Source organism: Gloeomargarita sp. SRBZ-1_bins_9 (assembly GCA_039794565.1).
Taxonomy (GTDB): domain Bacteria; phylum Cyanobacteriota; class Cyanobacteriia; order Gloeomargaritales; family Gloeomargaritaceae; genus Gloeomargarita.
The window spans coordinates 199947-224794 of record JAUQVX010000001.1 but is presented as its reverse complement, the minus strand read 5'-3'; the positions used below and the strand labels follow the sequence as shown (position 1 = coordinate 224794).

The following is a 24848-nucleotide window of genomic DNA, read 5'->3' as shown; positions in this document are numbered from 1 at the left end:
GTAATTGCAATTGATGGCCACGGGCGGATGCCCAAGGGCTGCGCGGTCACTGGCGGCGGCAATCCAGTCGGTATCACCGATGTATTTGATGTATCTTAATTTCTGTTGGTATCAATGGCCTGGTTAGACTTGGGGGAAACCCACTCTTGCATGAACCGGAGAACTGACTACAGCCCCTCCGTTGCCCGTCCCGAACCGTCGTGGAGCAACCCCCCAATTTTCGCCTGCCAATAGTGCACCTGTGTCATTGTTGTCCCCGGCTGAGTGCAAACACGCGTTATGGTGGGGCAGACTTCCACACAGGCTTTTTTCACTTTGGCCCCCCCTTGTCTGCCCACTTTAGGGCCTATCTGGAAGGGGGCTTTTCCAGAATCAGGTGCCGGCGGGTGCTAGGGTAAAAAGTATGCGCTGGGGATGGTTGCTGGTAGGTTGGCTGCTGGGGTGGCCTGGGAGCGTCTGGGCGCAGGGGATGCTGGTGCCCTTAACAGCTCGGCAGGTAGCCCAATTGAGCTGGACAGATGACGACACCCTGGCCACCCTACACCAAGCCATAGAACGGTCTCTGGCCTATTACCGTCAGGTAGACCCCCAAACCCGCTTCACCTACGGCGCGGAGAGCTACACCCCCCAGCAGATGCAGGCGTCGCTGCGGTTGTTTGCCCAGGTAATGCGTTTGCCCCCTGCCCAACGGCGACAGCAACTGGCCCGGCAGTTTCTGGTGTGGGAAAGTCGCAATGACCAGGGAGCGGCCTTTTTCACGGGCTATTACCAGCCGGTGGTGGCGGCGCGTACCCAACCCCAGGGCATTTGGAATACGCCGGTGCATGGCTACCCCGGACCGGTGACCCTGACGCGGGCGGACATTCGCCGGGGGATGCTGGCCGGACAAGCGCCGGTGCTGGGTTATGTGGACCCCATTGAGCATTTCTTTTTGCAGGTGCAGGGGTCGGGGTTGCTGGTGTTTCCCGATGGCCGCCGACAGTGGGTGGGGTTTGCCGGTCACAATCACCAGCCCTATCGCTCCATCGGCCGGCTACTGGTGGAGGAAGGGGTGCTTACTCCCGAAACCGTTTCCATGCCCGCCATTAAGGACTACCTGCGGCGCCATCCCCAAGAAATCGAGCGTGTTTTCAACCACAACCCGCGCTATATCTTTTTTGCCCCCCGTGAGCAACCCCCCAGTGGTTCCCTAGGGCAACCCCTGACGCCTGGTCGCTCCCTGGCGATGGATTTAGCGTTGATTCCGCCGGGCAGTCTGGTGTTTGTGGAAACCACCTACCCAGTCCATCCCAGGACATGGCGGCCCCTGACACGTTTTATGTTGGTGCAGGACACCGGCAACGCCATCCGCGGGCACGGGCGGGGGGATATTTTCTGGGGTCAGGGACCCACTGCCGAACTGCGGGCCGGACTGATGAAACAACCCGGACGCCTTTGGCTACTGGTGGCTAGGAAATCGGCTATTGGTCCCATCAGGCCGAATGGTGCGTCAGCCAGCTATCCAAATCAGCCGGGTGAGTAAACTCCAGCAGTCGCCAGCGCCTCCAGTTGGACCACCGACAGGGGGGGACAAGGGGCCAAACTGGCGTTGGAGTAAACCTAGGATAACCGTGGCTTCCCCTTCTTGGAAGACTTCCTGGTAGAAGCGGCTGTAACGGGGTTCGGCCAGCCCTAGCATTTAATCACCTCCTGGCTCTGCCGGCAGCTTGCGCACCAAGGCTTCCACCACCCATTCGAGCTACGGCTCCGTCCCCGGCGACGACGAAACCGGCAGTTTGTTCAAATACAGCCGCTGCACCCGCCAGTAGCGCAAGTAATTGTTTGTGCGCATGGACCCCCCTCACGCCAGGGCCGCCACAAACCAACGGGTGATCTCCACCGGTCGAGTGATGGCTGAACCCACTACCACCGCGTAGGCACCGGCGGCCATGGCTTGTCGCGCTTGTTCCGGGGTGCGGATACGACCTTCGGCAATCACAGGCCGGGGCACCCGTTGGCGCAATTGGCGGATCAGTTCCAGGTCAGGCGTTTCCTGGGATGACCCCTCTGTCGCCGCCGTATAGCCCGACAAGGTCGTGGCCACATAGTCTGCCCCCTCCTGAGCTGCGGCGATGCCTGCCTCTAGCGTATCCACATCCGCCAGGACCGGTACCTGAGGCCACTGCTGCTTGATCTGCCGGACAAAAGCTGGGCCAGTGACCCCCTGGTGGGGCCGCTGTCGTAACGTTGCATCCACGGCAATCACCGTCGCCCCCGCCTGGAGCAAGGCCTGGACATCCGCCAAAGAGGGCGTAATCCATACCCGGCCATCGGGATAGGTACTTTTGGTGAGACCGATGATGGGCACCGACACACAGGGACGTACTGCCCGGACGTTCTCCACCCCACATAAGCGCACCGCCACCGCTCCCCCCAGCACCGCCGCCTGGGCAAATGCCCGGATAAACCCCTCCCCGTAAAAAGGACTCCCCGGTTCCGCTTGACAGGAGACGATTAACCCCGGTGCCAGTGCCATCCCCTAGTGGTAGAAGTGACGGATGCCCGTAAACACCATGGCCATTCCTTGGGCGTCGGCCGCCTGGATGGACTCCCCATCCCGCAGGCTCCCCCCCGGTTGCACGATGGCCGTAATCCCCGCCGCTGCCGCTGCCTGCACCGAATCCGCAAACGGGAAAAACCCGTCGCTGGCCAAGACTGCTCCCCGGGCCTGCTCCCCTGCCTGTTGCAGCGCCAGTTGCACCGCCCCCACCCGATTCGTCTGGCCCGCGCCAATGCCCAGGGTCACCCCCCGCTTGGCTACCACAATGGCGTTGGATTTCACCCCCTTGACCACCCGCCAGGCAAACAGCAAATCCTGCCATTCTCCGTCTGTGGGGGCGCGTTGGGTCACCACCTGCCATTGCTCCGGCTGCACCGGGGCCACATCCGGCGTCTGCACCAGAAACCCCCCACTGAGCATCCGCACCTCCGCCAGGGGCATCTCCCGCCAATGGGGCAGCACCAGCACCCGCACCTTCCCCTTGCGCTGTAGGATTGCCTGCGCCTCCGCCGTGCACCCCGGCGCCACGATACACTCCAGGAACACCTCGGTCATGGCCTGGGCCGTTGCGACATCCAGGGGTTGGTTCACCGCCACGATCCCTCCGAAAGCCGAAACCGGGTCCGCCTGGAGTGCCCGCCGGTAGGCCGTCAGCAGGTCATCGGCGCAGGCTACGCCACAGGGATGGGTGTGTTTGATGATCACAGCGGTAGGCGTATCCGGGGGAAAGTCGGCTATTAACCGGCGGGCCGCCTCCAAATCCATCAAATTGTTGAAACTCAACTCCTTACCCTGGAGCTGCTGGGCAGCGCACCAACCCGTAGGTACCTCCCCCAGGCGATACCAGGCGGCTTGCTGGTGGGGGTTTTCTCCGTAGCGCAACGGTTGCACCAGCGTCCCGAAACAAGCCCAATGGGGGGGCCACTGTCCTGCCGGTTCCGTGAGATAGGTCGCGATCTGGTAATCGTATTGGCTGGTGTGCCAAAAGGCTTGGGCTGCGCAGGACTGGCGAAACTCCGGCGTCGTTTGTCCCTGGTGCGCCCGCAGGTGGGCCAAAAATTCCGGGTACTGCGACGGCTGACACAACACCGTGACAAACCCATGGTTTTTCGCCGCTGCCCGCAACAGGGCCGGTCCACCAATATCAATCTGCTCCACCGCCTCAGATAGGGTCACCCCCGGTTGTTGGGCCGTCTGGGCAAAGGGGTACAGATTCACCACCACCAGGTCAATGGGGGCAATACCGAGCCGTTGTAGATCCTCCTGGTCCTGGGGCACGTTTCGCCGGGCCAGGATTCCCCCGTGAATCTTGGGATGCAACGTTTTCACCCGCCCCCCCAATATCTCCGGCGACCCCGTGTAATCCGACACCTGCGTCACCGGCAACCCCGCCGCCTGCAAGACCTGGGCCGTACCACCGCTGCTGAGCAGTTCGTAGTCCCATTCCCGCACCAGGGCCTGGGCCAGTTCCACCAGTCCCGTCTTATCGCTGACACTCAACAGGGCTTTTTTGCGCATCCGGACCCTTAACCCTGCCGCTCCCGGTACACCCCGTTGACCAGCTCCACCCCCCGGAACGGGTGCCCCAGCAACCGATAGCGCAACCGATTATTCACCTCCGACAGGCCATATTTCCGGTGGTGGGCCTTCACCCGCTCGAGATTTGCCACATACCAATCCTGGGCCGTGCGCCGGTCGCATTGGGCCTGCATTTCCAACACCGCAATATCAATGTAAATGCGGTGGTTGGGGTCCTCCACCTGGTCGTTGTAGGCCGTGAGCATATTAAACGCCTGTTCCACCGTCAGGACATGGGGCGATGGGGCCTTATCCGGGTGAATTTGCAGCATCAACCCGTAGCGAATCAGCTCCCGCAGACTTTTGCCGGTGGTGGCCATCAACTGCTCCAGGGCCGCCCGGTCCTCGGGACTCAGATCCAGCGCCTCCAGGGACAGTTCACCCCCCTTTTGCGCCTGGGACTGCTGATAACTGGCCACCAATAAATCAATCACCTGCGCCGGCGATAAGTTCAACGTTTGGGCCAATTCTGCCACCCCTTGGTGAATCGGTTGTGCGCTCGGGTCCTCCAGCTTGGTCAGCAAAAAACTCAATACGTCGTTCCAGGAACCCCCCAGTTGGGACTTGAGTTCACTCAGCCGCTGGTATTCCTCCTCCGTCGGCGCAAAAGAAATTTTGGTGGTCATGCGCCCCCCTTGCCGGTTTGTCCATATTTTTATTATGGGTGGTCAGGTGACCTTTGCAGTAGCCGTGCAGCAGTTTTTTCAGCCGGTGCGGGGGCAATCCCTGGCGATTCAATTGTTGACGCGGGCGTTATCCCAACAGTGTCTGGCACCAGCCTATTGGTTTCAGGGGCCAGCCGGTGTAGGCAAAGCCTTAACGGCCCGCTGCTTTTTGCAGGCAGTCTTGGGGTCAGCCGACAGCCATCCCGATCTGTTGTGGGTACAGCCCCAGGAAACCGGCCGTTTCCAGCCCCCCCAAATTCGCATCGAACAGGTGCGGGACATCAGCGCCTTTGTCAGCCGCACCCCCTGGCAAAGCGACCACTCTTGGGTGGTGATTGAAGCGGCCCAATCCTTGACCGAAGCCGCCCAGGATGCCCTGCTCAAGACCTTGGAAGAACCGGGTCACAGTCATTTGCTTTTGTTGGTGGACCGACCCGATGCCTTACTGGCTACCATCCGCTCCCGCTGTCAAATCATTCCGTTCTATCGCCTGCCAACTGCAGATGTGCTGGCCATCTTGGCGGAAAAGGGCTATGGAGAAATACAACAACAGCCGGAATTACTGGCTTTAGCCCAGGGTTCCCCCGGCGCCGCAATCCAGCATTGGCAGCAATGGCAAGCCCTACCCCCGGAGGTGCGCTCTCGGTTAGCCGACAAGCCCCGGAGTCTGGCCCAGGCCCTGGAGTGGGCGCGACGGCTGACGCAAACCCTGGAACCGGCCACTCAACTCTGGCTGACCGACTATTGGCAAATGGCCTATTGGCGGCGCTACCGACAACCGGAGCTGGTGCAGCTGTGGGAGCAAGCCCGCCAGGCCCTATTGAGCCACGTACAGCCCCAACTGGTGTGGGAGGTCACCTGGATGCGCCTGTATCAACACCAGGCCACAGGACCCCAGGGTGATACCATCAAGGGATAGCCCATGACCCGGAGAAGGTTTATGGCATTTTGGACGGTTTTATGGTTGGTCATGCCGTTGCTCATCATCGGTCTGATCGCTGCCAACTACGTGCGCCTAATCGCCAATTTTCTCCAGGTCCTGGCTGATGGCATCGAAACCGAAGCGGTGATTGTTGACAAAACACCCCGCCGGGGCCGCCGCCGGTTTCATCGGCTGGTCTATGAGTACACCGACCAAAGGGGGCAGGTGCATCGTAACCACTTGGACCTCTTCCGCTCCGAATACCACAACTACCAAGTGGGCGACCGGATCGCTGTGGTATATTCCGCCAGCCGTCCCCATCTCAGCAACACTAAGGCGGTGGTAGACCGGGCGCGTCAGGCTCTACGCCGTTAAAGGCTTTTCACCCAGGCGGCGTACCGCTGTTCCACCACCGGCCAGTTCACCACCTGCCACCAGGCCTGCAGGTAATCCCCCCGGCGATTTTGGTATTGCAGGTAGTAGGCGTGCTCCCACAGGTCGTTGCCCAACAGGGGAGTCGCACCCACGCTAATGGGGCTGTCCTGGTTAGGGGTGGTCATGATCGCCAGTTGCCCATTTGGTTGCCCCACCAGCCACACCCAGCCGCTGCCAAACACCCTCAAGCCGGCCTCCTCAAACGCCTCCTGGAAGTTGGCAAAATCCCCGAATTTTTGCTGCAAAACCGTTGCTAAGGTCCCCGTGGGTTGGTTGCGGGGCTGGGGCGGGCGCATGCTCTCCCAAAACAGGCTGTGGTTGTAATGACCGCCGCCGTGGTTGCGTACTGCTGTGCGGATGTCAGCGGGAATCGCCTCCAGGTTGCGGAGTAACTGTTCCACCGACTGGCCTATGAGTTCTGGGTGCTGAGCCAGGGCAGCATTGAGGGCTTGGACGTAGGCAGCATGGTGCTTGTCGTGGTGAAAGCGCATGGTGCGTTCGTCAATCACCGGCTCCAGGGCGTTGTAGGCATAGGGCAGCGGGGGAACCGTAAAACCTGCGGTCAGCTCTAGCCGCTGGGTGTCCGCCCAAGCCGGTTTCATCCCCATCCCCAAAAGCGCTAAACCCCCCACCAGAACCTGCCGTCGCTGCACCATAGGCCCGCTCAACGCACCACCCCCCATTGTATTAAATTCCTTGAAGATTCCTGACGGAATATCCAGCGCGTCCCACCGGCTGCGGTAAACTGGGGGGCGACACACCTGATTGCGGAGCAGTGCCTTTATGTCCCATACCGTCAAGATTTACGACACCTGCATCGGTTGCACCCAGTGTGTGCGGGCTTGCCCCTGCGATGTGCTGGAAATGGTGCCCTGGGATGGCTGCAAAGCGGGCCAAATTGCTTCCGCTCCCCGCACGGAAGATTGCGTTGGCTGCAAACGTTGTGAGACCGCCTGCCCCACGGACTTTTTGAGCATTCGGGTGTACTTGGGCGCCGAAACCACCCGCAGTATGGGCCTGGCCTATTGACCAAACCGCACCAAGGCCTGCAATTTGTCCCAGGCGGCGCCGCTTTGCAATATCTCTTGAGCGAGTGCGATACCGGCAACTAGACTTTCTACCCGTTCGGCCACCCAGAGGGCCAGGGCGCTGTTGAGCACCACGACATCCTGCTGGGCTGGTGTGCCGCGGCCCTGAAGTACCTGTCTTAGGATGTCGGCATTCTCCTGAACATTTCCCCCAGCCAGGGCAGTGGTAGGGGCAGGGGTCAACCCGTAGGTTTGCGGGTCCAGCACGTCCGCTTGGATGGGATGGGGGTCCGTCCAGTGGTGGTAATCGGTGGGAGCGGCCAGACCCGCCTCGTCAAGACCCTCCCGGCCATGGAGCACCACTGCCCGCCGGCGCCCTAGCTGGTGGAGTGCTTCTGCCATGACAGGAAGTAACGCCGGTTGATAAACTCCCAACACCTGGTACTGGGGACGCAGGGGATTCACCAGGGGGCCGATCAGGTTAAAGACTGTGCGAATTTTCAGGGCCTGACGCAGGGGCGCCACCGCCTTTAGTGCCGGATGCCAACCGGGGGCAAAAAGAAAGGTAACGCCGACTTGCCGTAGCGCCGCCACCGCCTGTTCCACCGGCCCCTGCAACCGCAACCCCAGCGCTTCGAGCACATCGGCGGACCCCACCCGACTCGACGCCGAGCGATTGCCGTGTTTGGCCACCGGCACCCCTGCTGCTGCCGCCACGAAGGCCACCGCCGTGGAAATGTTAAACGTGCCGGCCCCATCCCCCCCCGTCCCGCAGGTATCCAGACAAGCCGGCCAGTTATCGCTAGGGGGCACCACCGCCTGCCGTTGCACCACCTGGGCCATCGCCGCCAATTCCGTCGCCGTCACCCCTTTAGCCTGCAGGGCCACCAGAATACCCGCGGCCAACTCCGGCGCCATTTCCCCGGTGAGCCACGCCTGCATCAGAGCCTCCGCCTGCTCCGCGGTCAGGGGTTCCCGGTTGAGCAACTGTTGCAACAAAGGCGGTCCCACCTCAGGCATAGAACGGTCCCTCCTCCAGGGGTACATCCTGCCACCGCCCCGGCCCCACCGCCCGCAGCGCCTGTTTCAAGTCGATTGCTCCTGTATAGAGCGCCTTGCCCAGGATCACCCCCGCCAACCCCAGGGGTTCCAGCGCCAGCAGGGCCAACAAATCCGTCATGGACCCCACCCCCCCGGACGCCAGCACCGGCACCGCCACCCTCTCCAGCAGCGCCCGCAACCCCTCCACATCCGGTCCCGTCAGCGTCCCATCCCGCTCGATGTCCGTGTAAATGAATCCCGCGACCCCCCTGTGGGCCAACTCCTGCGCTAGAGAAACGACTCCGACGCCTGTGGTTTCCTGCCATCCCGCCACCGCCACCTGCCCTCGGCGTCCATCCAGACTCACCCAAATCCGGCCGGGGAACTCTTCGCACCAGGCCTGTACCCGCGCCGGTTGTTGCACCGCCGCCGTCCCCAAAATGACCCGGTCCACCCCCAGCGCCAACAATTGGGCAACGGTAGCCCCCTGACGAATCCCACCCCCCACCTGCACCGGCACGTCCACCGCCCGGACAATCGCGCCGATGACCGCCAGGTGTTGGGGGGTACCCGTTTTTGCCCCCGCCAGGTCCACCACATGCAGCCGCGTGGCCCCCTGTTGCACCCATTGCCGGGCCACCTGCACCGGGTCGGCGCTGAACACCTGGGAACGGGCAAAATCCCCTTGGGTCAGCCGCACGCACTGTCCCTGCCACAGGTCAATCGCTGGAATGACCTCCATCCCCTACCCCACCGTTTGCCGCCATTTCATGCGATACGCCTCGGCGCTCCAGACCTGCCAGCGGCCGCCCCCCTGCAACTCCAGCACCTTTTGGTGGTAGTCCACCAAGGTTGGGCGGTGACCCACACTCAAATACACCACCTGGGTTGCCTGCAACTGCTGGTACAGATGCCGTTCGTTGGCCACATCCAGAGCACTGGTTGCCTCATCCAACATGGCATAGCGCGGGCGATAGAGCAACAGGCGGGCAAAGGCCAACCGCTGCTGTTCCCCCAGCGAAAGCACCGTCGGCCAATCCAGCATCTCATCCCAATCAAAGCGCGCCGTCAAGTACCCCAAATTCACCTGCTCCAGTACCTGTTGCAACTGGGCATCGGTGATGGTCGGGTCGGTGTTCGGGTAGAGCAACTGCTCCCGCAACGTCCCCAACACCATATAGGGCCGCTGGGGCAAAAACAGCATCTCCTCTAAGGGGGGACGCACAATCACCCCACTTCCCCGGGTCCACAGGCCCGCCACCGCCCGGAGAATAGAACTTTTGCCCACCCCGCTGGCTCCTACAATCAACAGCCGTTCCTCCGGCGACAGATGCACCGTCAAATCCCGCACCAATTCCTGCTCCGCGTTGGGGGTGAGCAACGTCAACTTGTGCAGGTGCAATTGATTCGCCTCCTGGGTTTGGATAAAACCGTTGACGCTGGGTTTGTCCGCCAGGCGCTGATGCTGGGTAAGCACCTCCTCAAACGCCCCCAAACGATTCACCCCCGCCGCAAAGCTAGAAATCTGTTGAATCTGATTGGTCACCAACGACAGCGCCCCCAGCACCTGCATAAACGCCACATAGGCCTGGGTAATCGTCCCCAAGTCCCGCTCCCCCGCAAAGTACAAGGGGGCCACGATGATATAGGGCACCAGCCGCGTGAAGTAATTGTAGCCATACTGGAACAGATCGATCAGCGCCTGCCAAAGAATCAACAGGTTGAAATTGCGCACCACCTGGTCAAACCGCCGTTTGATTTGTTGCCATTCCTGGGGTTCACCCCGGTAAAAAGCAATGGATTCGGCATTGTCCCGCACATGCACCAGCCCATAGCGGAAATCCGCCTCGTAGCGCAGTTGGTCGTAATTGATCTTGATCAACCGCCGTCCCGCCAGCACCGCAATGACCGTCCCAACGGTGGCGTAAACCACCAGCCCCCAGGTCAACGGCCGCGAGATGCTATACAAAATCGCCGTAAACGACACCAGGGTCAAGATAGTGTCCAACACATCCAGCAAAAACGACAACGTCACCGACGTAAACGAGCGGATGTCCTCGGCAATCCGCTGGTCCGGGTTGTCAATTTCCGTGTGGGCCGAATTGGAGTCCAGTTCATAGTAGGACCGGTGGCTCAGGTACTCCTGGAGAAAATGCTCCGTCAGCCACTCCCGCCAGTAAAGCCCCAACTTCAGACGGATATAGCGATACCCCACCAGGATGGGAATAGCCGCCACGATGAGCGCCCCATACAGGGTCAAATTCAGCCAAAAGGTCGGCTCATCCTTCGCCCCCAGGGCCGTATCAATAAAGCGAAAGATATAACTCAAGGACACATTGGCCCCGTTAACCGCAAAAGAAAGAAACAGCAACAGCCCCAACAGCGCCCACTGCCGCCAGCGGGGGACCACCGCCCGGTGCGCCAATCCAAAGCAAAGACCACTCAACACCAATCCCCCCACCGCCCAGCCCAGCGCCGGGGAACGCAGCAGCCCCTGCACCTGTTTGACCAACCCCCCCGCATACTTATTGACAAATTCCGGTGCCAGGGCATGGGCCGCCAAGGTTCCCCCCACCACCACAAAAAACGCCACGCAGATTACCGCTATCAGCAGCGCCCCCAACAGACCCACAAACCCCCAAAAACTCAAGCGTGGCTCCAGGGGATAGAAATAGGGCTGGGCAATGGTGATAAAACGGCGCCAGAGACGGCGGTCAAAATTAAAGCTTTCAGCGGCAGGTACCTGGCTGGTCACAACGGCATTGCTCCCCCATCCTAACCCGATGAGTATAGCGCAAACTGTTAACGACCCAAGGGCTATTGCCAACCTTCTTCGGGCAGCGGGCTTAAAATAGGGGCAGCCACCTGGTCGGCCACACCTCTGTTCCATGAGTTATTGCCTCAACCCCGACTGTCCTCGCCCCGGTCATAACTCCCCCGATGCCCCTGTTTGCCAAGCCTGCGGCAGTCCCCTCCTTTTGCAAAGTCGTTATCGAGCCATCCGTCCTTTGGGGCAGGGGGGCTTTGGGCGCACCTTCCTGGCCGTTGACGAAGACAAACCCTCCAAGCCCTACGGCGTGGTCAAGCAGTTTTTGCCCATGGTCACGGACGCCCAATCCTACGCCAAGGTCTCGGAATTGTTCCAGGGGGAAGCCGTGCGCCTGGATGAGCTGGGGCATCATCCCCAAATCCCCGATCTCTACGCCTACTTTGAGCAGGACCAGCGCCAGTACATCGTCCAGGAATACATTGACGGTTTGAACCTGGCCCAGGAACTGCACATTTACGGACCTTTCAATGAAACTAAGGCCCACCAGTTATTGCAGGACATCATCCCCGTGCTGGAATTCATCCACGCGCGCCAGGTCATCCACCGGGACATCAAGCCGGAAAACCTGATTCGCAGCGCCGCCAACGGCAAGTTGTATTTGGTGGATTTCGGGGCCGCCAAGTTTGCTCCCAGCAGCTCCATGACCAGCCTGCGCACCATTATCAGCAGCGCCGGGTTTACCGCCCCCGAACAGATGGTGGGCAAGGCGGAATTTGTCAGTGATTTGTATAGCTTGGGGGCCACCGGCGTGCATCTGATGACTGGGCGGTCCCCCCTGGAACTCTACGACATGGCCCACGACGGCTGGATTTGGCAAAACTACGTCGCCGAACCGGTTAGTGAAGGTTTCGCCCGCATACTCAACCGGCTGTTGGAACGGGCCACCCGCAAGCGCTATCCATCGGCGGCGGAAGTCCGACGGGATTTGGAATTCCTTGCGCCCCACTCGACAACACCCACCCAGGTGATTCCCCAGCCCGCTACGCCCCTTCCCAAGCGTGTGCCGGTCAAGCTCAACCCCCAGCGGGCGGCCCTGACATCAGCCACAGCGGCCACCGGGGAATGCGTCTGTACACTGGGTCCCTGTAGCAATTGGGTGACCTCGGTGAGCACGGCGCAAGGGGCAGGTCTGGGCACCGTCATCGCCGCAGCCGGCAAAGATGGCATCCTGCGGGTGTGGCAATGGCATGGGCATGCCCCGTTGCTGGTGACGCCCCTGTGGTCCTATACCTATACCGCTCCCATCCTGGCGGTGCAGTGGACCCCTGATGGGCAATACTTGGTGGGTGGGTGTGAAGACCGGGCGCTGCGAGTGTGGGACATCAACAAGGGTAAGATTGTCCAAACCTTGGGTGGGTTATTCAGTAAACACAGCCGCCCCATCTGTGCTGTAGCGGTCAGTCCTGATGGTCGGCTAGTGGCCAGCGGCAGCGAGGACAAAACCATCCGGGTTTGGGAATTGGCTAGCGGCAAATGTCTCTCCACCTTAACGGGGCACAGCAGTCACGTCCGGGCTTTGCAATTTACAGCCGATAGTTTCTTTCTGGTTAGCGGCGGTTGGGACAATACAGTGGTGATTTGGGAGCCGGTCAGCGGTCGTTGCCTGCGCACCCTAAGTGAGCCCTTTCGCTTTGGGGATAATGGGTTTAACGCCCTGGCCCTCAGCGCGGATAATCAATGGCTGGTCACCGGCAACGAGAACTGTCTGCTGCGTCTGTGGGATGTGAACCGGGAAGAACCGGTGTTTACTTTTCCGGAGCAAAAAAGTGCCGTGACTGCCTTGACCTTTTCCCCCCAGGGCCATCTGCTGGTCAGCGGCAACCGGGACGGGTTGATTCATCTTTGGGATATGGGGTTGCGTCAGCAGCGCGCTACCCTCAAGGGCCATAGCAAAGCCATCACCAGCCTGGCCTTTACCCCGGACGGCCACTTTCTGCTGTCGGGGAGTCGGGACAATTCGGTGCGCATTTGGCAACCACAGTCATGATCGGGCCGATTCTCGAGCGGGCCAGTCAAGGGGCGACCCTGACCCCGGCGGAAGCTTACGCACTCTTGACCGCCGACTATCCCCTATCTGAGTTGCAGCAAGCGGCGGATGCCCTGCGTCGGCAATTGGTGGGGGACGCCGTCAGCTATGTGGTCAACCGCAACATTAACTTCACCAATCTCTGTGAACAGCACTGCAGTTTTTGCGCCTTTCGCCGGGATGCTGGGCAACCGGAAAGCTTCTGGCTTAGCGACGACCTGATCGTGGCCAAAGTCCAGGAAGCAGTAGCCCAGGGGGCGACGGAAATCTGTATGCAAGGGGGGTTGAATCCCCAGGCGCGACGGCAGGGCACCACCTTGGGCTACTACCAGCATCTGGCCACCCTGGTCAAAACCACGGCCCCCCAGGTCCACCTGCACGCCTTTTCCCCCCAAGAGGTCCAATTCATCAGCCGTCAGGATGGGTTGCCCATTGACTACGTGCTGCGGGCGCTCCAGGATGCGGGCGTGGATTCCCTGCCTGGCACCGCCGCCGAAATCCTGGCAGACGATGTCCGGCGCCTCCTTTGCCCGGAAAAAATTGACACGGAAACCTGGCTGGGGATCGTGAAAACCGCCCACCGGATGGGAATTCCCACCACCAGTACCATGCTCTGTGGCCATATCGAGACCCCGGCCCATCAGGTAGAACATTTGACCCGGTTACGGGCGTTGCAGCAGGAAACGGGGGGTTTGACGGAATTTATCCTGTTGCCGTTTGTGGGGGCACAGGCGCCGGCTCCCTTGCGACGGCGGGTCGGGCGGGACCAGCCAGATTTATTAGCCACCTTAAAACTGACGGCAGTGGCGCGGTTGTTTCTGGGGGCCTGGGTGCGCCATCACCAGCCCAGTTGGGTGAAGTTGGGACTCGAGGGGGCGCTGCAGGCCCTGCAGTGGGGGTGCGATGACATCGGTGGGACCTTGATGGAGGAACACATCACCACGATGGCAGGGGCCAAGGGGGGTACGAGCAAAACGGTGGCCGAACTGCAAGCGGCTATCCAGAGCCTGGGCCGTCCTTACTGGCAGCGCACCACCCTGTATCAGCCTTGTGTCCAACCGGCAAACCTGGTAGGGTGACTCTAAGGGGTGTGAGGACGGAAAGCAATGGGGATAGCCGGGGAATGTTACCCTGACCCGCAGGCAAGGGCGTGGGTGGAAATTGATGCACAAGCATTGGCTGCCAATACCCAAGCGATTCGCCAATATCTAGACCCCCAAACGGAACTGTTAGCGGTGATTAAAGCTGACGCCTATGGGCATGGGGCGGTCACGGTGGCGGAAATTGCCCTGGCCCACGGGGCAACCTGGCTGGGGGTGGCGACTTTATCTGAGGCCATCCAACTGCGGCGGGCAGGCATTACAGCTCCTATTTTGTTATTGGGGACGGTGCACACAGCGGCAGAAGTGGAGGCGCTGCTGTACTGGCAGGTGGAACCTACTTTAGCCATGGGGGAACAGGTGCCCCTGTTTGCCCAGGTGGCCTGCGCCCTTGGCCAAACATTACCGGTGCATGTGGATGTGGATACGGGCATGTCACGGCTGGGGATTCCCTGGTCCCAGGCCGCCGAGTGGGTGCGTCTGGTCTATCAAACGCCGGGATTACGACTGGCGAGTCTTTATTCCCACCTGGCGACCGCTGATGACCCCGACCCCCATTTCGTGTATGTGCAGCAGCAGCGTTTTGAGCAGGTGATTCAGCAACTGCGGCGTTGGGGATTACCCCTGCCTAAGCTGCACCTAGCCAATTCGGCGGGGATGTTGCTGGACCGGCGCTTGCACTATGACCTGGTGCGGGTGGGGTTGGCGTTGTACGGCTATGCCCCGGCGCCCCATTTGGCGAACCGATTGCCCTTGCAGCCGGTGTTGCAGGTGCGGGCGCGCATTACCCAGCTTAAAGACATTGCCCCAGGGACAGGGGTGAGTTACGGGCAGCGGTTTGTGGCGCAACGGCCTACACGCTTGGCAACGGTAGCGATTGGCTATGCCGATGGGGTGCCCCGAGCGCTCTCGCAGCGGTTGACGGCCCTGGTGGCGGGACAACGAGTGCCTCAGGTGGGGATGATCACCATGGACCAACTCATGCTGGATGTGACCGATGTGCCCCAGGTACAGGTGGGTCAGGTGGTGACCTTGATTGGCAGCGACGGCGACCAGCGCATTACGGCGGCAGACTGGGCCGGGGCACTGGATACGATTATCTGGGAAGTTCTGTGCGGGTTTCGGCATCGGCTGCCGCGAGTGCTGGGGGGACTGCCGGCGCCCTTAGCCCAGGTAGCCTAGTCCAGTCCCAATCGGCTAAGGTGTCCACTACCCAGTGGGCATGGCGCTGCACCCAGTGGAAAGGCATTTGGCTGGCCACCCCCAAGACCCAAGCGCCCCTTGCTTTTGCTTGCAAAAGGCCCTGCCGGCTACTTTCCACCACCAGCGTCCGGTCCGGGTCGGTTAGGGCCTGGTCGTGGGGGATATGAAAACCCCAAATCCCTATCTGCTGAACCAACCCCAGAACCGGCAGACAGTCGGTTTGCCACCCGAGGTGATGCCCCCGCTGCTGAGCCTGTTGGAGAAAGGCCAGGGCGTCGGGCCGCCAGGGCAACTGGGGTAAGGCTTGCATGGCTTGGAAATATTGCTGCTGAAAGCGCTGCACTAGGTGCGTGAGATAGTCGTCAGTCAGGGAACGGCCATAACTGTCCCACACCTGTCGTAAAAACGCCCGGTCTGACCCCCCTAGATACCAGGGATGCCGACGCCGGGGCGAGAGATTTTCCTGCAACAGCAGCTCCTGCAACACCCGCTCCCGCACGGGTTGGTCATGCCACAAAACGCCGGAGAGGCTACAGACAACCGTGGTGAACACCGCTAGGGCGTTGGACTAGGACTGGGTGCAGGCGATGGAGGGGCCAACTTGCGAATCAGTTCCTGGGCCGCGGCATGGGCCGTAGTGCCAGGGGGAATCTGCCGGGCTAGGGTCAGGGCTTGCCCTGGGTTTTGGGTCTCCTGTTGCCGCGCTTGCTCCAGCAATTTGTTGCTCACCTGGTTGAGGAGTTGTTCCACCTGGGGGCGCAGGTCAGGCTGCTGGCGTAGGGGCAGAGCCAGTTGGATGGCTTGCGTCCAACCTTGGGGGGTGTTCAAAGCTGCTTGCTTTTCCGCCTCTTGCAATTGTAACCGTCCCTGCCACTGTTTGATTTGCGCCTGGGCCTGTTGGTACAGCGCGCGACCGGCGCCAATCCGCTGCGCTTCGGTAATTGCCGTCCGCCAGTCCCCCCGCTCAGCCGCTTGCCGGGCTGCCTCCAGATAGGGCTGGTCCTGGAGGGTTTCCAAGCGCACCCGCCATTCCCGCATCCGTTCCTGGGCACGGGCATACAGGGCACGGTTAGGGCGAATTTGTTGGGCCTCAGCAATGGCACTGGTCAAAGCAGCAATAGTTCCCGCCGTGGCGAAGCTCTCTGCCCGCGCCAGTATAGGGCTGTCTTCGGCAATCTGCACCTGGTTGGTCCAAGCCGCGATTTCTGCCTGTGCCCGGTTCCATAGGGGGTTGTTACTGGGAATTTGCTGCGCCAGGGCAATGGCTTGGTTCCAGGCTGCCACCGTCCGGGCTTGGGCCACCTGCCGCGCCTGATTGAGCACGTTCATCGCCGCAATGGTCTGCTGCCAGGTCTCAATTTGGATTTGCGCCTGGTTATACAAAGGACGGCTGGGGTCCAGGGTTTTGGCCTTGGCAATAGCCGCCTGGTAACCCGCCACCGTATCGCTCCAGGTCTGGGCTTCCGCTTCCGCCAGCACCATAAAGTCGGCCACTTCCTCCTGGAGATTGGCCTCCGGAGGAACGCTACGCGCTGCCGCCAAGGCCCCCGCCAAGTTCCGCGCCCGCAATTGCCGCACCGCCGCCACCTCCAAAATATCCCGCGCCCAACGTTGGTATTTCGCCTGGGCCTGGTCGTAGAGATAACTGTCCTGGGGAATCTGTTTGGCCTTAGCCATCGCCTCCAGCAGGGCCGTCACTTGTCCCTGTTGCGCCAGTTGCTCCGCCTGCTCCAGCAAGGTGGCTTCCTGGCGGGTGCGCAGGATTTTGCCGATCAAGGCCTGGTAGCGCTCCGTCCGGGCATAGGATTCGTTGATGGTGGGCAGTAAGCTGGCCTGGGCCATGGCGGTGCGCCAATCGCCTTTGCGTAGGGCTGCTTCCGCTTCTTCATAGATGCGCGTCACCTCCGTCCAGCCCATTTGCCACTTGCGCAGTTCCTCTTGGGCCAGTCGGGCCGCCGCCGTGCCGGGGGGAATTTTTTGGGCAATCTCTAAAGCAGCTTCTAGGTTGCCCGCCTGCACCTGTTCGTTGGCCAGGGCCAGCAAATCCATCGCCCAGCTATTAAGAAACCGGTCTATCTCGGCACGTTGGGGGTGATCTGCCGGTAAATCCGCCAGCAGACGAATGGCCCGCTCCAGTCCTGCCACATCCCTACTGCGGGCGGCTTCCTGGGCGCAGTACAACCGACTGGCGACGGACGCCGTGGGCAGAAACAAGCGATTACACTTGGGAAAGCTGGGGATGCGCAACAACAACACCACTGCCCCAAAACCCACCAATCCCGAGACCACGGCCGTCCCCACCACCAACCAGGGCCAGCGGTCCAGCCAGGAGCTAGTCACCGGTTCAGCCGCCACCGGTTGGGTTTCTGGGGTTATCAACTCTGGGTCAGGGGTGGGCGTCATGGGGTTGCCCCAGCGCATTTACTTTATAAATTTAATTCTGACAGCAATTGCGGGATTTGCACCATGCGCCTGCTGTGTGTATCTACACCGGTGGGGCCGTTAGGGTCCGGTTTGGGGGGCGGTGTGGAACTCACCCTGCGCCATCTGGTACGGGCGTTGCAACAACGGGGCCACACCCTCCAGGTAATTGCGCCCCAGGGGTCGGTGTTTCCCGAAGCGCCGGTGATCCCCGTTTCTGGCGTTGGCCAGCCCTTGGCGCAAAACCAGCCCCGCGATGCAGCCATCACCCTACCGGCTGACCCTGTGTTGGGACGGATGTGGTGGGTGGTGCGAGAGCAACCTTGGGATGTGGCCATCAACTTGGCCTACGACTGGCTGCCCTTGTATCTCACCCCCTTTTTCGACCGGCCGGTGGTGCATTTGCTCAGCATGGGATCCCTAGTGGATTACCTGGATGGGGTCTTGGCGGAACTGCTGGCGCTACGCCCCCACAGTGTGGCCATGCACACCCGCGCCCAGGCCGCTACTTTTGGGGAGGCCATCGCCCGGCGGGTCACCGTTGTCGGCAATGGACTGGACCTGGACCAGTATCACTTTTGTGGGGAACCGGAGCCGGTCCTGGCCTGGGTGGGCCGCATTGCCCCGGAAAAGGGCCTGACCGATGCCCTGGAGGTGGCCCGGCAGACCGGCTATCCCCTGCGGATTATGGGTGCCATGGCTGACCGGGACTACTGGCAGCAAGTATGCCGGCAATTTCCCGAAGCAGCGGCCTACTACCAGGGGTTTTTGCCCACGGACCAATTGCAGGCTCGGTTGCGGACCTGTTTGGCACTGCTGGTGACCCCCCACTGGGTAGAGGCCTTTGGCAATGTGGTGATGGAGGCCTTGGCCTGCGGGGTGCCCGTGATCGCCTACGCCACAGGGGGACCGGGGGAACTGGTGCGTTCTGAGGAAACGGGCTGGCTGGTGCCGCCAGGACAGGTGTCGGCCATGGTGCAGGCGGTGGGCCGTATCCAGGCCATTGACCGGCGGCGGTGTCGGCAGCAGGCGGAACAGGAATTTTCCCTGGCGGCTTTTGGTCAGCGGTTGGAACAATGGCTGCTACAGAACCGGTCTATCACTTAATCGCCCGCCGACAACGGGTTATGATGAAAAAAGTAATACGTGAGGGTTGGCATGTTTGCACCCAGCGAGTCCCTTGTCCAGCAGAGTCAGTCGTTTACCCTAACCCAGCCCCCCACGATTCAGGTTTTAGACAATGGCATAACGGTGATTGCCCAGCGCTTGCCCGGAGCCACGGTCAATTTTGCCCTGTGGGTCGGGTGTGGCGCCCAAAACGAAACGGAGGACCAAAACGGCTTAGCCCACTTTCTGGAACACATGGTCTTTAAGGGCAACGACCGGGTTCCCCTGGGGCATTTGGAGCAGCGGGTCGAGCGGGTCGGGGGCATCACCAACGCCGCCACCAGCCACGAGTACACCCAATTTTTCGTCACCACAGCGCCCCAGGATTTTCCCGAAGTGGCCCCCTTGCTGGTGGATTTGGTGCGGGCACCGGGATTGCCAACTGCGGAATTCGACCGGGAACGACAGGTGGTACTGGAGGAAATTCGCCGCGCCCAGGACATCCCCCAACGGCGGTTGATGCAGCGGGTTATGAGTTTAGGATTTGCCGGGTTGCCCTACGCCCGTCCGGTGCTGGGTACGACGGAGACGGTGACCCAACTGACGCCGGAGGCTATGCGCCGGTTTCATCAGCAGTGGTACGGCCCGGAGCGGGTCACGGCGGTGGTGGTGGGCGATTTGACGGTGGAGCAGTTGCTGGAGACGGTGGTGCCCTGCTTGACTGCCTGGGAAAGTTTCCAGCCGGCGCCTCAATGTGTTTTTCCATCCTCGGTTTGCCCGCTGCCCTACTGGGAGGACATGGTGGATGAAGTCGAGCAGGCGCGCTTGGTTTGGTCTTGGCCGGTGCCGGGACTGACGGATTTCCCGACGGTGTGCGCCCTGGATGCCCTGGCGATGGTGTTGGGTCAAGGGCGGACGTCACGTTTGGTCTGGGAGTTGCGCCACCAGCGGGGCTGGGTCACGGGCGTGACGGTGCAGAATATGAGTTTTCTCCACGGGGGGCTGTTTTGGATTGGGGTGCAAGCACCGGTCGCCCACTTACCGGCAGTGATGGAGGTGATGCGGGAGCATTTGGCCCGCTTGGCCAGTGAACCCATTAGCGGAGAAGAATTGGCTCTGTTGCGGCGGCGGGTAACCAGCCGGTTTGTTTTTGCCAACGAAACGCCGGCGGAACGGGCGGGACTCTATGGCTATTACCAGACGGTTTTGGGGGACATCAGTCCGGGTTTGGGGTATCCGGGTACGGTGGCCAGTTTGCAGGCAAAAACCTTGCAGCAGGTGGCGCAAACCTATCTCACGTCGGAGCGCCTAGGTTGTGTGGTGATGCGTCCCCGCCGTTGATTCCTTGCAGCCCACCCCCGGCGGTGTTAGCTTAAAAAAGAGTAATTGCTGCGGGATTTGGGATAGTTCGATGACAGTTGCCGCGCCGGAAATCACCACCCAAGCCCTGTTGACCATCCACGACTTGTGGGCGGAAATTGATGGCATCCCTATTCTCAAGGGGGTCAATTTGACGGTCAAGCCGGGCGAGGTCCATGCCATTATGGGGCCAAACGGTTCGGGGAAAAGTACGCTGGCCAAAGTCTTGGCGGGACACCCGGATTACACGGTGACCGGTGGACAGGTGTGGTACCGGGGGCAGAATTTGTTGGAGCTGGCGCCGGAGGAACGGGCACGGTTGGGTTTGTTTTTGGGGTTCCAGTATCCCTTGGAGATTCCGGGGGTGACCAATGTGGAGTTTTTGCGCCTGGCTTGCAACAGCCGACGGCAGGCCCGGGGATTGCCGGAACTGGACCCGTTGGATTTTGAGGATTTCATCCAAGAGAAGTTGCAGTTGGTGCAGATGGACAGCGCCTTTTTAGCCCGCAGTGTGAATGAGGGGTTTTCCGGGGGGGAAAAAAAACGCAACGAGATTTTGCAGATGGCCCTGCTGGAGCCGGAATTGGCAATTTTGGATGAGACGGATTCGGGGTTGGATATTGATGCCCTGCGCATTGTGGCCCAGGGGATTAACCGGTTGATTGGCCCCCAGAATGGGGTGGTGCTGATTACCCACTACCAGCGATTGCTCAACTATATCACGCCCCAGTTTGTGCATGTGATGGAGGGGGGGCGGATCGTGCGCACGGGGGGACCGGAGCTGGCCCAGGAGCTGGAGGCGCGGGGTTATGACTGGCTGCGCGAGGGGGGCGATGGGGACTGAAACTCTACTGGCCGGACGGCTGACCGAGGGGGATGGGGCGTTTTTGAGCTGGCGGGACGGGGCGCTGACGACGGTGCAGTCCCCGGATTGGCCCCAAGTGGACCGGGAGGCCTGGCGGGCGACGGATTGGCGACCCCTGCTGGAAAGGCCTTGGCATCTGGCGACGACTTTTCCTGGGACGGCGTTGGAGCCGCTACCGGAACTCTCGGCCTGGATCGGCGTGGTGAACGGTCGAGTGGTGGACTACGGGGGGCTACCGGCGGGGGTGGTCCTGGGGGAATGGGCGGACTTGTCGCCGGGGGAGCGGGAACGTGTGGGGACGGGTCTGCCAACGGATGGGTTTACAGCGTTGAATCAGGCGACGACGCCGCAGGTGCTGGTGGTGCGGGTCAAGGAGCTGGTGACGGAACCGGTCTATTGGCGGCATCAGGCGGTGGCGACGGAAACGCCGGTGTTGGCCTGTCCCCGCTATGTGCTGGTACTGGAGGCGGGGGCGCAGTTGACCTGGGTGGAGGACTACACCAGCACGGGGGTAACCTGGACCAATGGGGTGGCGGAGATTTTTCTGGGGCCAGGGAGTCGCCTGGAGCATTACCTGGTGCAGCGGGAGGGAGAGCAGGCGGCCCATTTGGTGCGAACGGTGGTGCACCAGGCCCGGGACAGTCACTACAGGTTACGCAGTGTGGGGATAGGGGCGTTTTGGAGTCGCTACGAGCCGTCGGTTTACCAGGAGGGACCGGGGACAACGACCTATCTGCGGGGGTTGAGTCTGGTGGGGGGACGTCAGCACCAGGACGTGCATAGCCGGATTTGCCATGACCATCCCCAGGGGATGAGTCGCCAATTGCACAAATGCGTGGTGGCGCAGCAGGGCCAGGCGGTGTTTCACGGCAATATCCGGGTGGCGGCAGCGGCCCAGTTGACGGATGCGGGCCAGTTGAACTTGAATTTGTTGCTGTCCCCCCAGGCCCGGGTGGATACGCGCCCCCAGTTGGAAATCCAGGCGGACGATGTGCAATGCACCCACGGGGCGACGGTGAGTGATTTGGACCCGGAGGCCCTGTTCTATCTGCAAAGCCGGGGGTTGGACAGGCCGGCGGCGCGGCTGTTGCTGGTGGAGGGCTTTGTTCAGGAGTTACTGCGAGACATTCCCTTTCCCACCCTACGCCAGGTCGGTGAGGCGGGAATGCGTCATTTGCTGCGTAGTGAGGAACGTCCATGAGTCAGCAAACGGTGCGGTCGTTGGCGGCGGCAACCCGGGCCGATTTTCCCATCCTGCATCAGGAGATCAATGGCCACCCCCTGATCTACTTCGACAATGCGGCCACGTCCCAAAAGCCCCGGCAGGTTTTGGCCTGCTTACAGCACTACTACGAGTGGGACAACGCCAATGTCCACCGGGGTGTGCATACCTTGAGTAATCGGGCGACCCAGGCCTATGAGGAGGCGCGGGCCAAGTGTGCCGCTCTGATTCACGCACCGGCGCCGGAAACCATTGTGTTTACCCGCAACGCCACTGAAGCCATCAATCTGGTGGCCTATAGCTGGGGGATGACCCAACTGCAGGCGGGGGATGAGATTGTCCTGACGGTGATGGAACACCACAGCAATCTGGTGCCCTGGCAGTGGGTGGCTCAGCGGATGGGGGCGGTGCTACGGTTTGTGCGGCTGACTCCGGAGGAGACCTTTGACCTGGAGCACTACCGCTCGCTACTGTCTGACCGCACCCAGTTGGTGGCCTGCGCCTATGTCTCCAACATGCTGGGGTGTATTAATCCGGTGGAGGAGATCATTCGGCTGGCCCATCATTGGGGGGCGAAGGTGTTGCTGGATGCCTGCCAGGCGGTGCCCCATCTGCCGGTGGATGTGCAGGCTCTAGATTGCGATTGGCTGGTGGCGTCGGGGCATAAGATGTGTGGGCCGACGGGGGCCGGTTTTCTCTACGGCAAGGCGGAACTGTTGCGCCAGATGCCCCCCTTTTTGGGCGGTGGGGAAATGATCAGCGAGGTCTTTGAGCAGTACAGCACCTACGCGGATTTGCCCCACAAGTTTGAGGCGGGGACGCCGGCGATTGCCGAGGTGATTGCCCTGGGGGCCGCCGTAGATTATTTGCAGCATCTGGGCCTGGACCATATCCACGCCTATGAGCAGGACTTGGTGGGCTACTTGTGGCAGCAGTTGCAGGGGATTCCGGGGATACGTTTGTTTGGTCCGCCGCCCCCCCACCGGGCTGGTTTAGTGACCTTTACCTTGCCGGATGTCCATCCCCACGACCTGTCTATGCTGTTGGACGAGGCGGGCATTGCCATTCGTGCCGGTCACCACTGCACCCAGCCGTTGCACCGCTATTTCCAGATTTCCGCCAGCGCCCGGGCCAGCTTGTACTTCTACAACACCCCCGCGGAAATTGACCGGTTTATCGCTGTGCTCAAGGATGCGGTGGCCTTTTTCCGGGAGGTCAACGGCTGATGGGGCACCCGCTCGGGGAAGGCTAGGGGAGATACGTTTTGGTCCGGTTGCAATACCTGGGTTGTTCCCGGGCGATAGACCTCCAGTAGATAGGTCAAGCGGTCAGCAACGGCGGCGTGGCGATAACAATTAAACAATTAACTCCAGCCGGTCATCCACTGGTACTGATCAACCATGAAACGGTGAGCGGGATGTACGGTATTTGAGCCCCTGACAAGGGGGGGGCGTGGGTTACCGTCCTCCGGGTAAAGGTCTCGAAGAATTGCCTACAAATTGCTCGACCTATCCCCTGGTACTCCAGCAGTTTTAGGTCCGCCCTAGTGCCAATCCCACCACCAACATCCCCAGGACAAAAAAGGGTTGGGCACTGGCTTGGTACTTCACATCATTCTTCAGGGGGTCCCGCAAAAAGTACATGTCCTGAAAGGTGATTTGAGGAATGACCAGCAACAGCAATATCGTGGCATACAGTTGTTGACCGATGGCAATCAGATAGGCGGCCACCCCCATTTGAAACAGGTCAATCATCAACACGCTGATCCAAGCCGCCGTTTTCACCCCAAACTGCACCGGCAATGAGGCCAGCCCCAGCGCCCGGTCACCCTCGATGCTTTTGAAATCGTTGACAACGGCAATGCCCAAACCCGCCAAACTGTAGAACAAAGTGAGGGCCACAATAGTGGGGTTCAAGGTGCCGAACAGGGCGTGACCGGCGCACCAGGGCAAGGCAATGTAACTCGCCCCCAGGGCATAATTGCCTAACCAACCGTTTTGCTTTAGTTTCAAGGGTGGCGCCGAGTAGATATAGGCCAAAACGGCTCCAATCAGAGCAATAGTAGTGATCACCGGCCACCTATGCCCGGCCCACCAGTCTAAAAACCAGGCTAGCCCTAAACCCACGAACAGTAACAACCCAATCTGAGCTATGACTTCCTGTAGGGAAATTGCCCCAGAAGGAATAGGCCGGTAGGGTTCATTAATGGCGTCAATTTCCCGGTCAAAAAAGTCATTCAGGGTCTGGGTGTAACCGGTCATCACCGGCCCCGACAACAGCATACAGGTTAAAACCTTCAGGACATCTTCCGCCCGCCAGTGAAATCCCCCAGATGAAGCCGCCCCACACAGAACCCCCCACATCAAGGGAATCCAGGTAATGGGTTTCATCAATTGCAGCCGCAGGCGCCACTTGGGGACATTTTGGACCTGGGCCCCTTTCATCCCCAACATCTGTCGCACCTGGGCCTGGCTGGGCGTCTCACTCATTACCGGCTTTGGGGCTAA

At 60.8% G+C, this 24848-nt stretch carries 22 protein-coding genes; 12 read left to right on the top strand and 10 right to left on the bottom strand.

Annotation, left to right across the window (positions count from 1 at the left end; all coding sequences use genetic code 11):
* Window positions 1-403 precede the first annotated feature (403 nt).
* A complete protein-coding gene (locus tag Q6L55_01245) occupies window positions 404-1522 on the top strand; it encodes an MltA domain-containing protein (GenBank protein ID MEN9257342.1) in 1119 nt (372 codons plus the stop codon).
* Between the two features lie 318 nt (window positions 1523-1840).
* On the opposite strand, the gene Q6L55_01240 is transcribed toward Q6L55_01245, so the two are convergent.
* From Q6L55_01240 to Q6L55_01230, 3 genes are read right to left on the bottom strand one after another with little or no spacing between them, the layout of a single operon-like run.
* On the bottom strand, window positions 1841-2515 hold the full coding sequence (locus tag Q6L55_01240) for an N-acetylmannosamine-6-phosphate 2-epimerase (GenBank protein ID MEN9257341.1): 675 nt from the start codon (window positions 2513-2515) through the stop codon (window positions 1841-1843).
* A gap of 3 nt (window positions 2516-2518) precedes the next feature.
* Window positions 2519-4057, bottom strand: a complete 1539-nt coding sequence (gene purH / locus Q6L55_01235) for a bifunctional phosphoribosylaminoimidazolecarboxamide formyltransferase/IMP cyclohydrolase (protein ID MEN9257340.1) — start codon at window positions 4055-4057, stop codon at window positions 2519-2521.
* Window positions 4058-4065: 8 nt separating this feature from the next.
* Entirely contained in the window at window positions 4066-4743 is a 678-nt protein-coding gene (locus Q6L55_01230) for a hypothetical protein (protein ID MEN9257339.1), read from the bottom strand.
* Here Q6L55_01230 and Q6L55_01225 point away from each other — a divergent pair.
* On the top strand, window positions 4742-5701 hold the full coding sequence (locus Q6L55_01225) for a hypothetical protein (protein MEN9257338.1): 960 nt from the start codon (window positions 4742-4744) through the stop codon (window positions 5699-5701). The two genes, Q6L55_01230 and Q6L55_01225, sit on opposite strands and share 2 nt — an antisense overlap.
* A 21-nt stretch (window positions 5702-5722) precedes the next feature.
* Entirely contained in the window at window positions 5723-6079 is a 357-nt protein-coding gene (locus tag Q6L55_01220) for a DUF3592 domain-containing protein (protein MEN9257337.1), read from the top strand.
* Here Q6L55_01220 and Q6L55_01215 read toward each other — a convergent pair.
* Window positions 6076-6795, bottom strand: coding sequence for a superoxide dismutase (locus Q6L55_01215; GenBank protein ID MEN9257336.1), 720 nt, complete (start codon window positions 6793-6795; stop codon window positions 6076-6078). The genes Q6L55_01220 and Q6L55_01215 overlap by 4 nt on opposite strands.
* A 127-nt stretch (window positions 6796-6922) precedes the next feature.
* On the opposite strand from Q6L55_01215, the gene psaC reads away from it, so the two are divergent.
* Window positions 6923-7168: a photosystem I iron-sulfur center protein PsaC gene (psaC, locus tag Q6L55_01210; protein ID MEN9257335.1), complete on the top strand. Its 246-nt coding sequence runs from the start codon at window positions 6923-6925 to the stop codon at window positions 7166-7168.
* Here psaC and trpD read toward each other — a convergent pair.
* The 3 genes from trpD to Q6L55_01195 are packed head-to-tail and all read right to left on the bottom strand — an operon-like array spanning window position 7162 to window position 10963.
* Window positions 7162-8187: an anthranilate phosphoribosyltransferase gene (trpD, locus tag Q6L55_01205; protein ID MEN9257334.1), complete on the bottom strand. Its 1026-nt coding sequence runs from the start codon at window positions 8185-8187 to the stop codon at window positions 7162-7164. The two genes, psaC and trpD, sit on opposite strands and share 7 nt — an antisense overlap.
* Entirely contained in the window at window positions 8180-8950 is a 771-nt protein-coding gene (gene hisA, locus Q6L55_01200) for a 1-(5-phosphoribosyl)-5-[(5-phosphoribosylamino)methylideneamino]imidazole-4-carboxamide isomerase (GenBank protein MEN9257333.1), read from the bottom strand. The genes trpD and hisA overlap by 8 nt, the downstream gene beginning before the upstream one ends.
* A 3-nt stretch (window positions 8951-8953) precedes the next feature.
* The gene (locus Q6L55_01195; protein ID MEN9257332.1) at window positions 8954-10963 is read right to left on the bottom strand and encodes an ABC transporter ATP-binding protein/permease; all 2010 of its coding nucleotides are present in this window, start codon (window positions 10961-10963) and stop codon (window positions 8954-8956) included.
* 133 nt (window positions 10964-11096) lie between these two features.
* Here Q6L55_01195 and Q6L55_01190 point away from each other — a divergent pair, with 133 nt between their 5' ends.
* The 3 genes from Q6L55_01190 to alr all read left to right on the top strand — a co-directional run bounded on the left by Q6L55_01190 (window position 11097) and on the right by alr (window position 15346).
* Window positions 11097-13025, top strand: a complete 1929-nt coding sequence (locus Q6L55_01190; protein MEN9257331.1) for a serine/threonine-protein kinase — start codon at window positions 11097-11099, stop codon at window positions 13023-13025.
* On the top strand, window positions 13007-14143 hold the full coding sequence (gene cofH / locus Q6L55_01185) for a 7,8-didemethyl-8-hydroxy-5-deazariboflavin synthase subunit CofH (protein ID MEN9257330.1): 1137 nt from the start codon (window positions 13007-13009) through the stop codon (window positions 14141-14143). Before Q6L55_01190 ends, cofH begins: the two co-directional genes overlap by 19 nt.
* 75 nt (window positions 14144-14218) lie before the next feature.
* Entirely contained in the window at window positions 14219-15346 is a 1128-nt protein-coding gene (gene alr, locus Q6L55_01180) for an alanine racemase (protein ID MEN9257329.1), read from the top strand.
* Here the strand turns inward: alr and Q6L55_01175 are convergent.
* A complete protein-coding gene (locus Q6L55_01175; protein ID MEN9257328.1) occupies window positions 15261-15920 on the bottom strand; it encodes a hypothetical protein in 660 nt (219 codons plus the stop codon). The two genes, alr and Q6L55_01175, sit on opposite strands and share 86 nt — an antisense overlap.
* A gap of 2 nt (window positions 15921-15922) precedes the next feature.
* Window positions 15923-17770 (bottom strand): hypothetical protein, encoded by a 1848-nt coding sequence (locus Q6L55_01170; protein MEN9257327.1) that lies wholly within the window; start codon window positions 17768-17770, stop codon window positions 15923-15925.
* A 63-nt stretch (window positions 17771-17833) separates the two neighbouring features.
* Between Q6L55_01170 and Q6L55_01165 the strand changes: the two genes are divergently transcribed.
* The 5 genes from Q6L55_01165 to Q6L55_01145 all read left to right on the top strand — a co-directional run bounded on the left by Q6L55_01165 (window position 17834) and on the right by Q6L55_01145 (window position 23567).
* On the top strand, window positions 17834-18895 hold the full coding sequence (locus Q6L55_01165) for a glycosyltransferase family 4 protein (GenBank protein MEN9257326.1): 1062 nt from the start codon (window positions 17834-17836) through the stop codon (window positions 18893-18895).
* Between the two features lie 51 nt (window positions 18896-18946).
* Window positions 18947-20236, top strand: a complete 1290-nt coding sequence (locus Q6L55_01160; GenBank protein ID MEN9257325.1) for a pitrilysin family protein — start codon at window positions 18947-18949, stop codon at window positions 20234-20236.
* Between the two features lie 70 nt (window positions 20237-20306).
* Window positions 20307-21098: a Fe-S cluster assembly ATPase SufC gene (sufC, locus tag Q6L55_01155; protein ID MEN9257324.1), complete on the top strand. Its 792-nt coding sequence runs from the start codon at window positions 20307-20309 to the stop codon at window positions 21096-21098.
* Window positions 21088-22320, top strand: coding sequence for a Fe-S cluster assembly protein SufD (gene sufD / locus Q6L55_01150; GenBank protein ID MEN9257323.1), 1233 nt, complete (start codon window positions 21088-21090; stop codon window positions 22318-22320). Before sufC ends, sufD begins: the two co-directional genes overlap by 11 nt.
* Window positions 22317-23567 carry a SufS family cysteine desulfurase gene (locus tag Q6L55_01145; protein MEN9257322.1) on the top strand — a complete coding sequence of 417 codons (1251 nt, stop codon included), beginning with the start codon at window positions 22317-22319 and terminating at the stop codon, window positions 23565-23567. Before sufD ends, Q6L55_01145 begins: the two co-directional genes overlap by 4 nt.
* 306 nt (window positions 23568-23873) lie before the next feature.
* Here Q6L55_01145 and chlG read toward each other — a convergent pair whose 3' ends face one another.
* Window positions 23874-24830, bottom strand: coding sequence for a chlorophyll synthase ChlG (gene chlG / locus Q6L55_01140; GenBank protein MEN9257321.1), 957 nt, complete (start codon window positions 24828-24830; stop codon window positions 23874-23876).
* Window positions 24831-24848: the final 18 nt, after the last annotated feature.

Coding starts and splice junctions, on each gene's coding strand:
- psaC (MEN9257335.1), top strand. CDS start 6,923: ATGTCCCATACCGTCAAGATTTACGACACCTGCATCGGTTGCACCCAG.
- trpD (MEN9257334.1), bottom strand. CDS start 8,187: ATGCCTGAGGTGGGACCGCCTTTGTTGCAACAGTTGCTCAACCGGGAA.
- Q6L55_01160 (MEN9257325.1), top strand. CDS start 18,947: ATGTTTGCACCCAGCGAGTCCCTTGTCCAGCAGAGTCAGTCGTTTACC.
- Q6L55_01190 (MEN9257331.1), top strand. CDS start 11,097: ATGAGTTATTGCCTCAACCCCGACTGTCCTCGCCCCGGTCATAACTCC.
- Q6L55_01220 (MEN9257337.1), top strand. CDS start 5,723: ATGGCATTTTGGACGGTTTTATGGTTGGTCATGCCGTTGCTCATCATC.
- Q6L55_01225 (MEN9257338.1), top strand. CDS start 4,742: ATGCGCCCCCCTTGCCGGTTTGTCCATATTTTTATTATGGGTGGTCAG.
- hisA (MEN9257333.1), bottom strand. CDS start 8,950: ATGGAGGTCATTCCAGCGATTGACCTGTGGCAGGGACAGTGCGTGCGG.
- Q6L55_01170 (MEN9257327.1), bottom strand. CDS start 17,770: ATGACGCCCACCCCTGACCCAGAGTTGATAACCCCAGAAACCCAACCG.
- sufD (MEN9257323.1), top strand. CDS start 21,088: ATGGGGACTGAAACTCTACTGGCCGGACGGCTGACCGAGGGGGATGGG.
- Q6L55_01215 (MEN9257336.1), bottom strand. CDS start 6,795: ATGGTGCAGCGACGGCAGGTTCTGGTGGGGGGTTTAGCGCTTTTGGGG.
- sufC (MEN9257324.1), top strand. CDS start 20,307: ATGACAGTTGCCGCGCCGGAAATCACCACCCAAGCCCTGTTGACCATC.
- Q6L55_01230 (MEN9257339.1), bottom strand. CDS start 4,743: ATGACCACCAAAATTTCTTTTGCGCCGACGGAGGAGGAATACCAGCGG.
- purH (MEN9257340.1), bottom strand. CDS start 4,057: ATGCGCAAAAAAGCCCTGTTGAGTGTCAGCGATAAGACGGGACTGGTG.
- Q6L55_01240 (MEN9257341.1), bottom strand. CDS start 2,515: ATGGCACTGGCACCGGGGTTAATCGTCTCCTGTCAAGCGGAACCGGGG.
- Q6L55_01145 (MEN9257322.1), top strand. CDS start 22,317: ATGAGTCAGCAAACGGTGCGGTCGTTGGCGGCGGCAACCCGGGCCGAT.
- Q6L55_01165 (MEN9257326.1), top strand. CDS start 17,834: ATGCGCCTGCTGTGTGTATCTACACCGGTGGGGCCGTTAGGGTCCGGT.
- chlG (MEN9257321.1), bottom strand. CDS start 24,830: ATGAGTGAGACGCCCAGCCAGGCCCAGGTGCGACAGATGTTGGGGATG.
- Q6L55_01245 (MEN9257342.1), top strand. CDS start 404: ATGCGCTGGGGATGGTTGCTGGTAGGTTGGCTGCTGGGGTGGCCTGGG.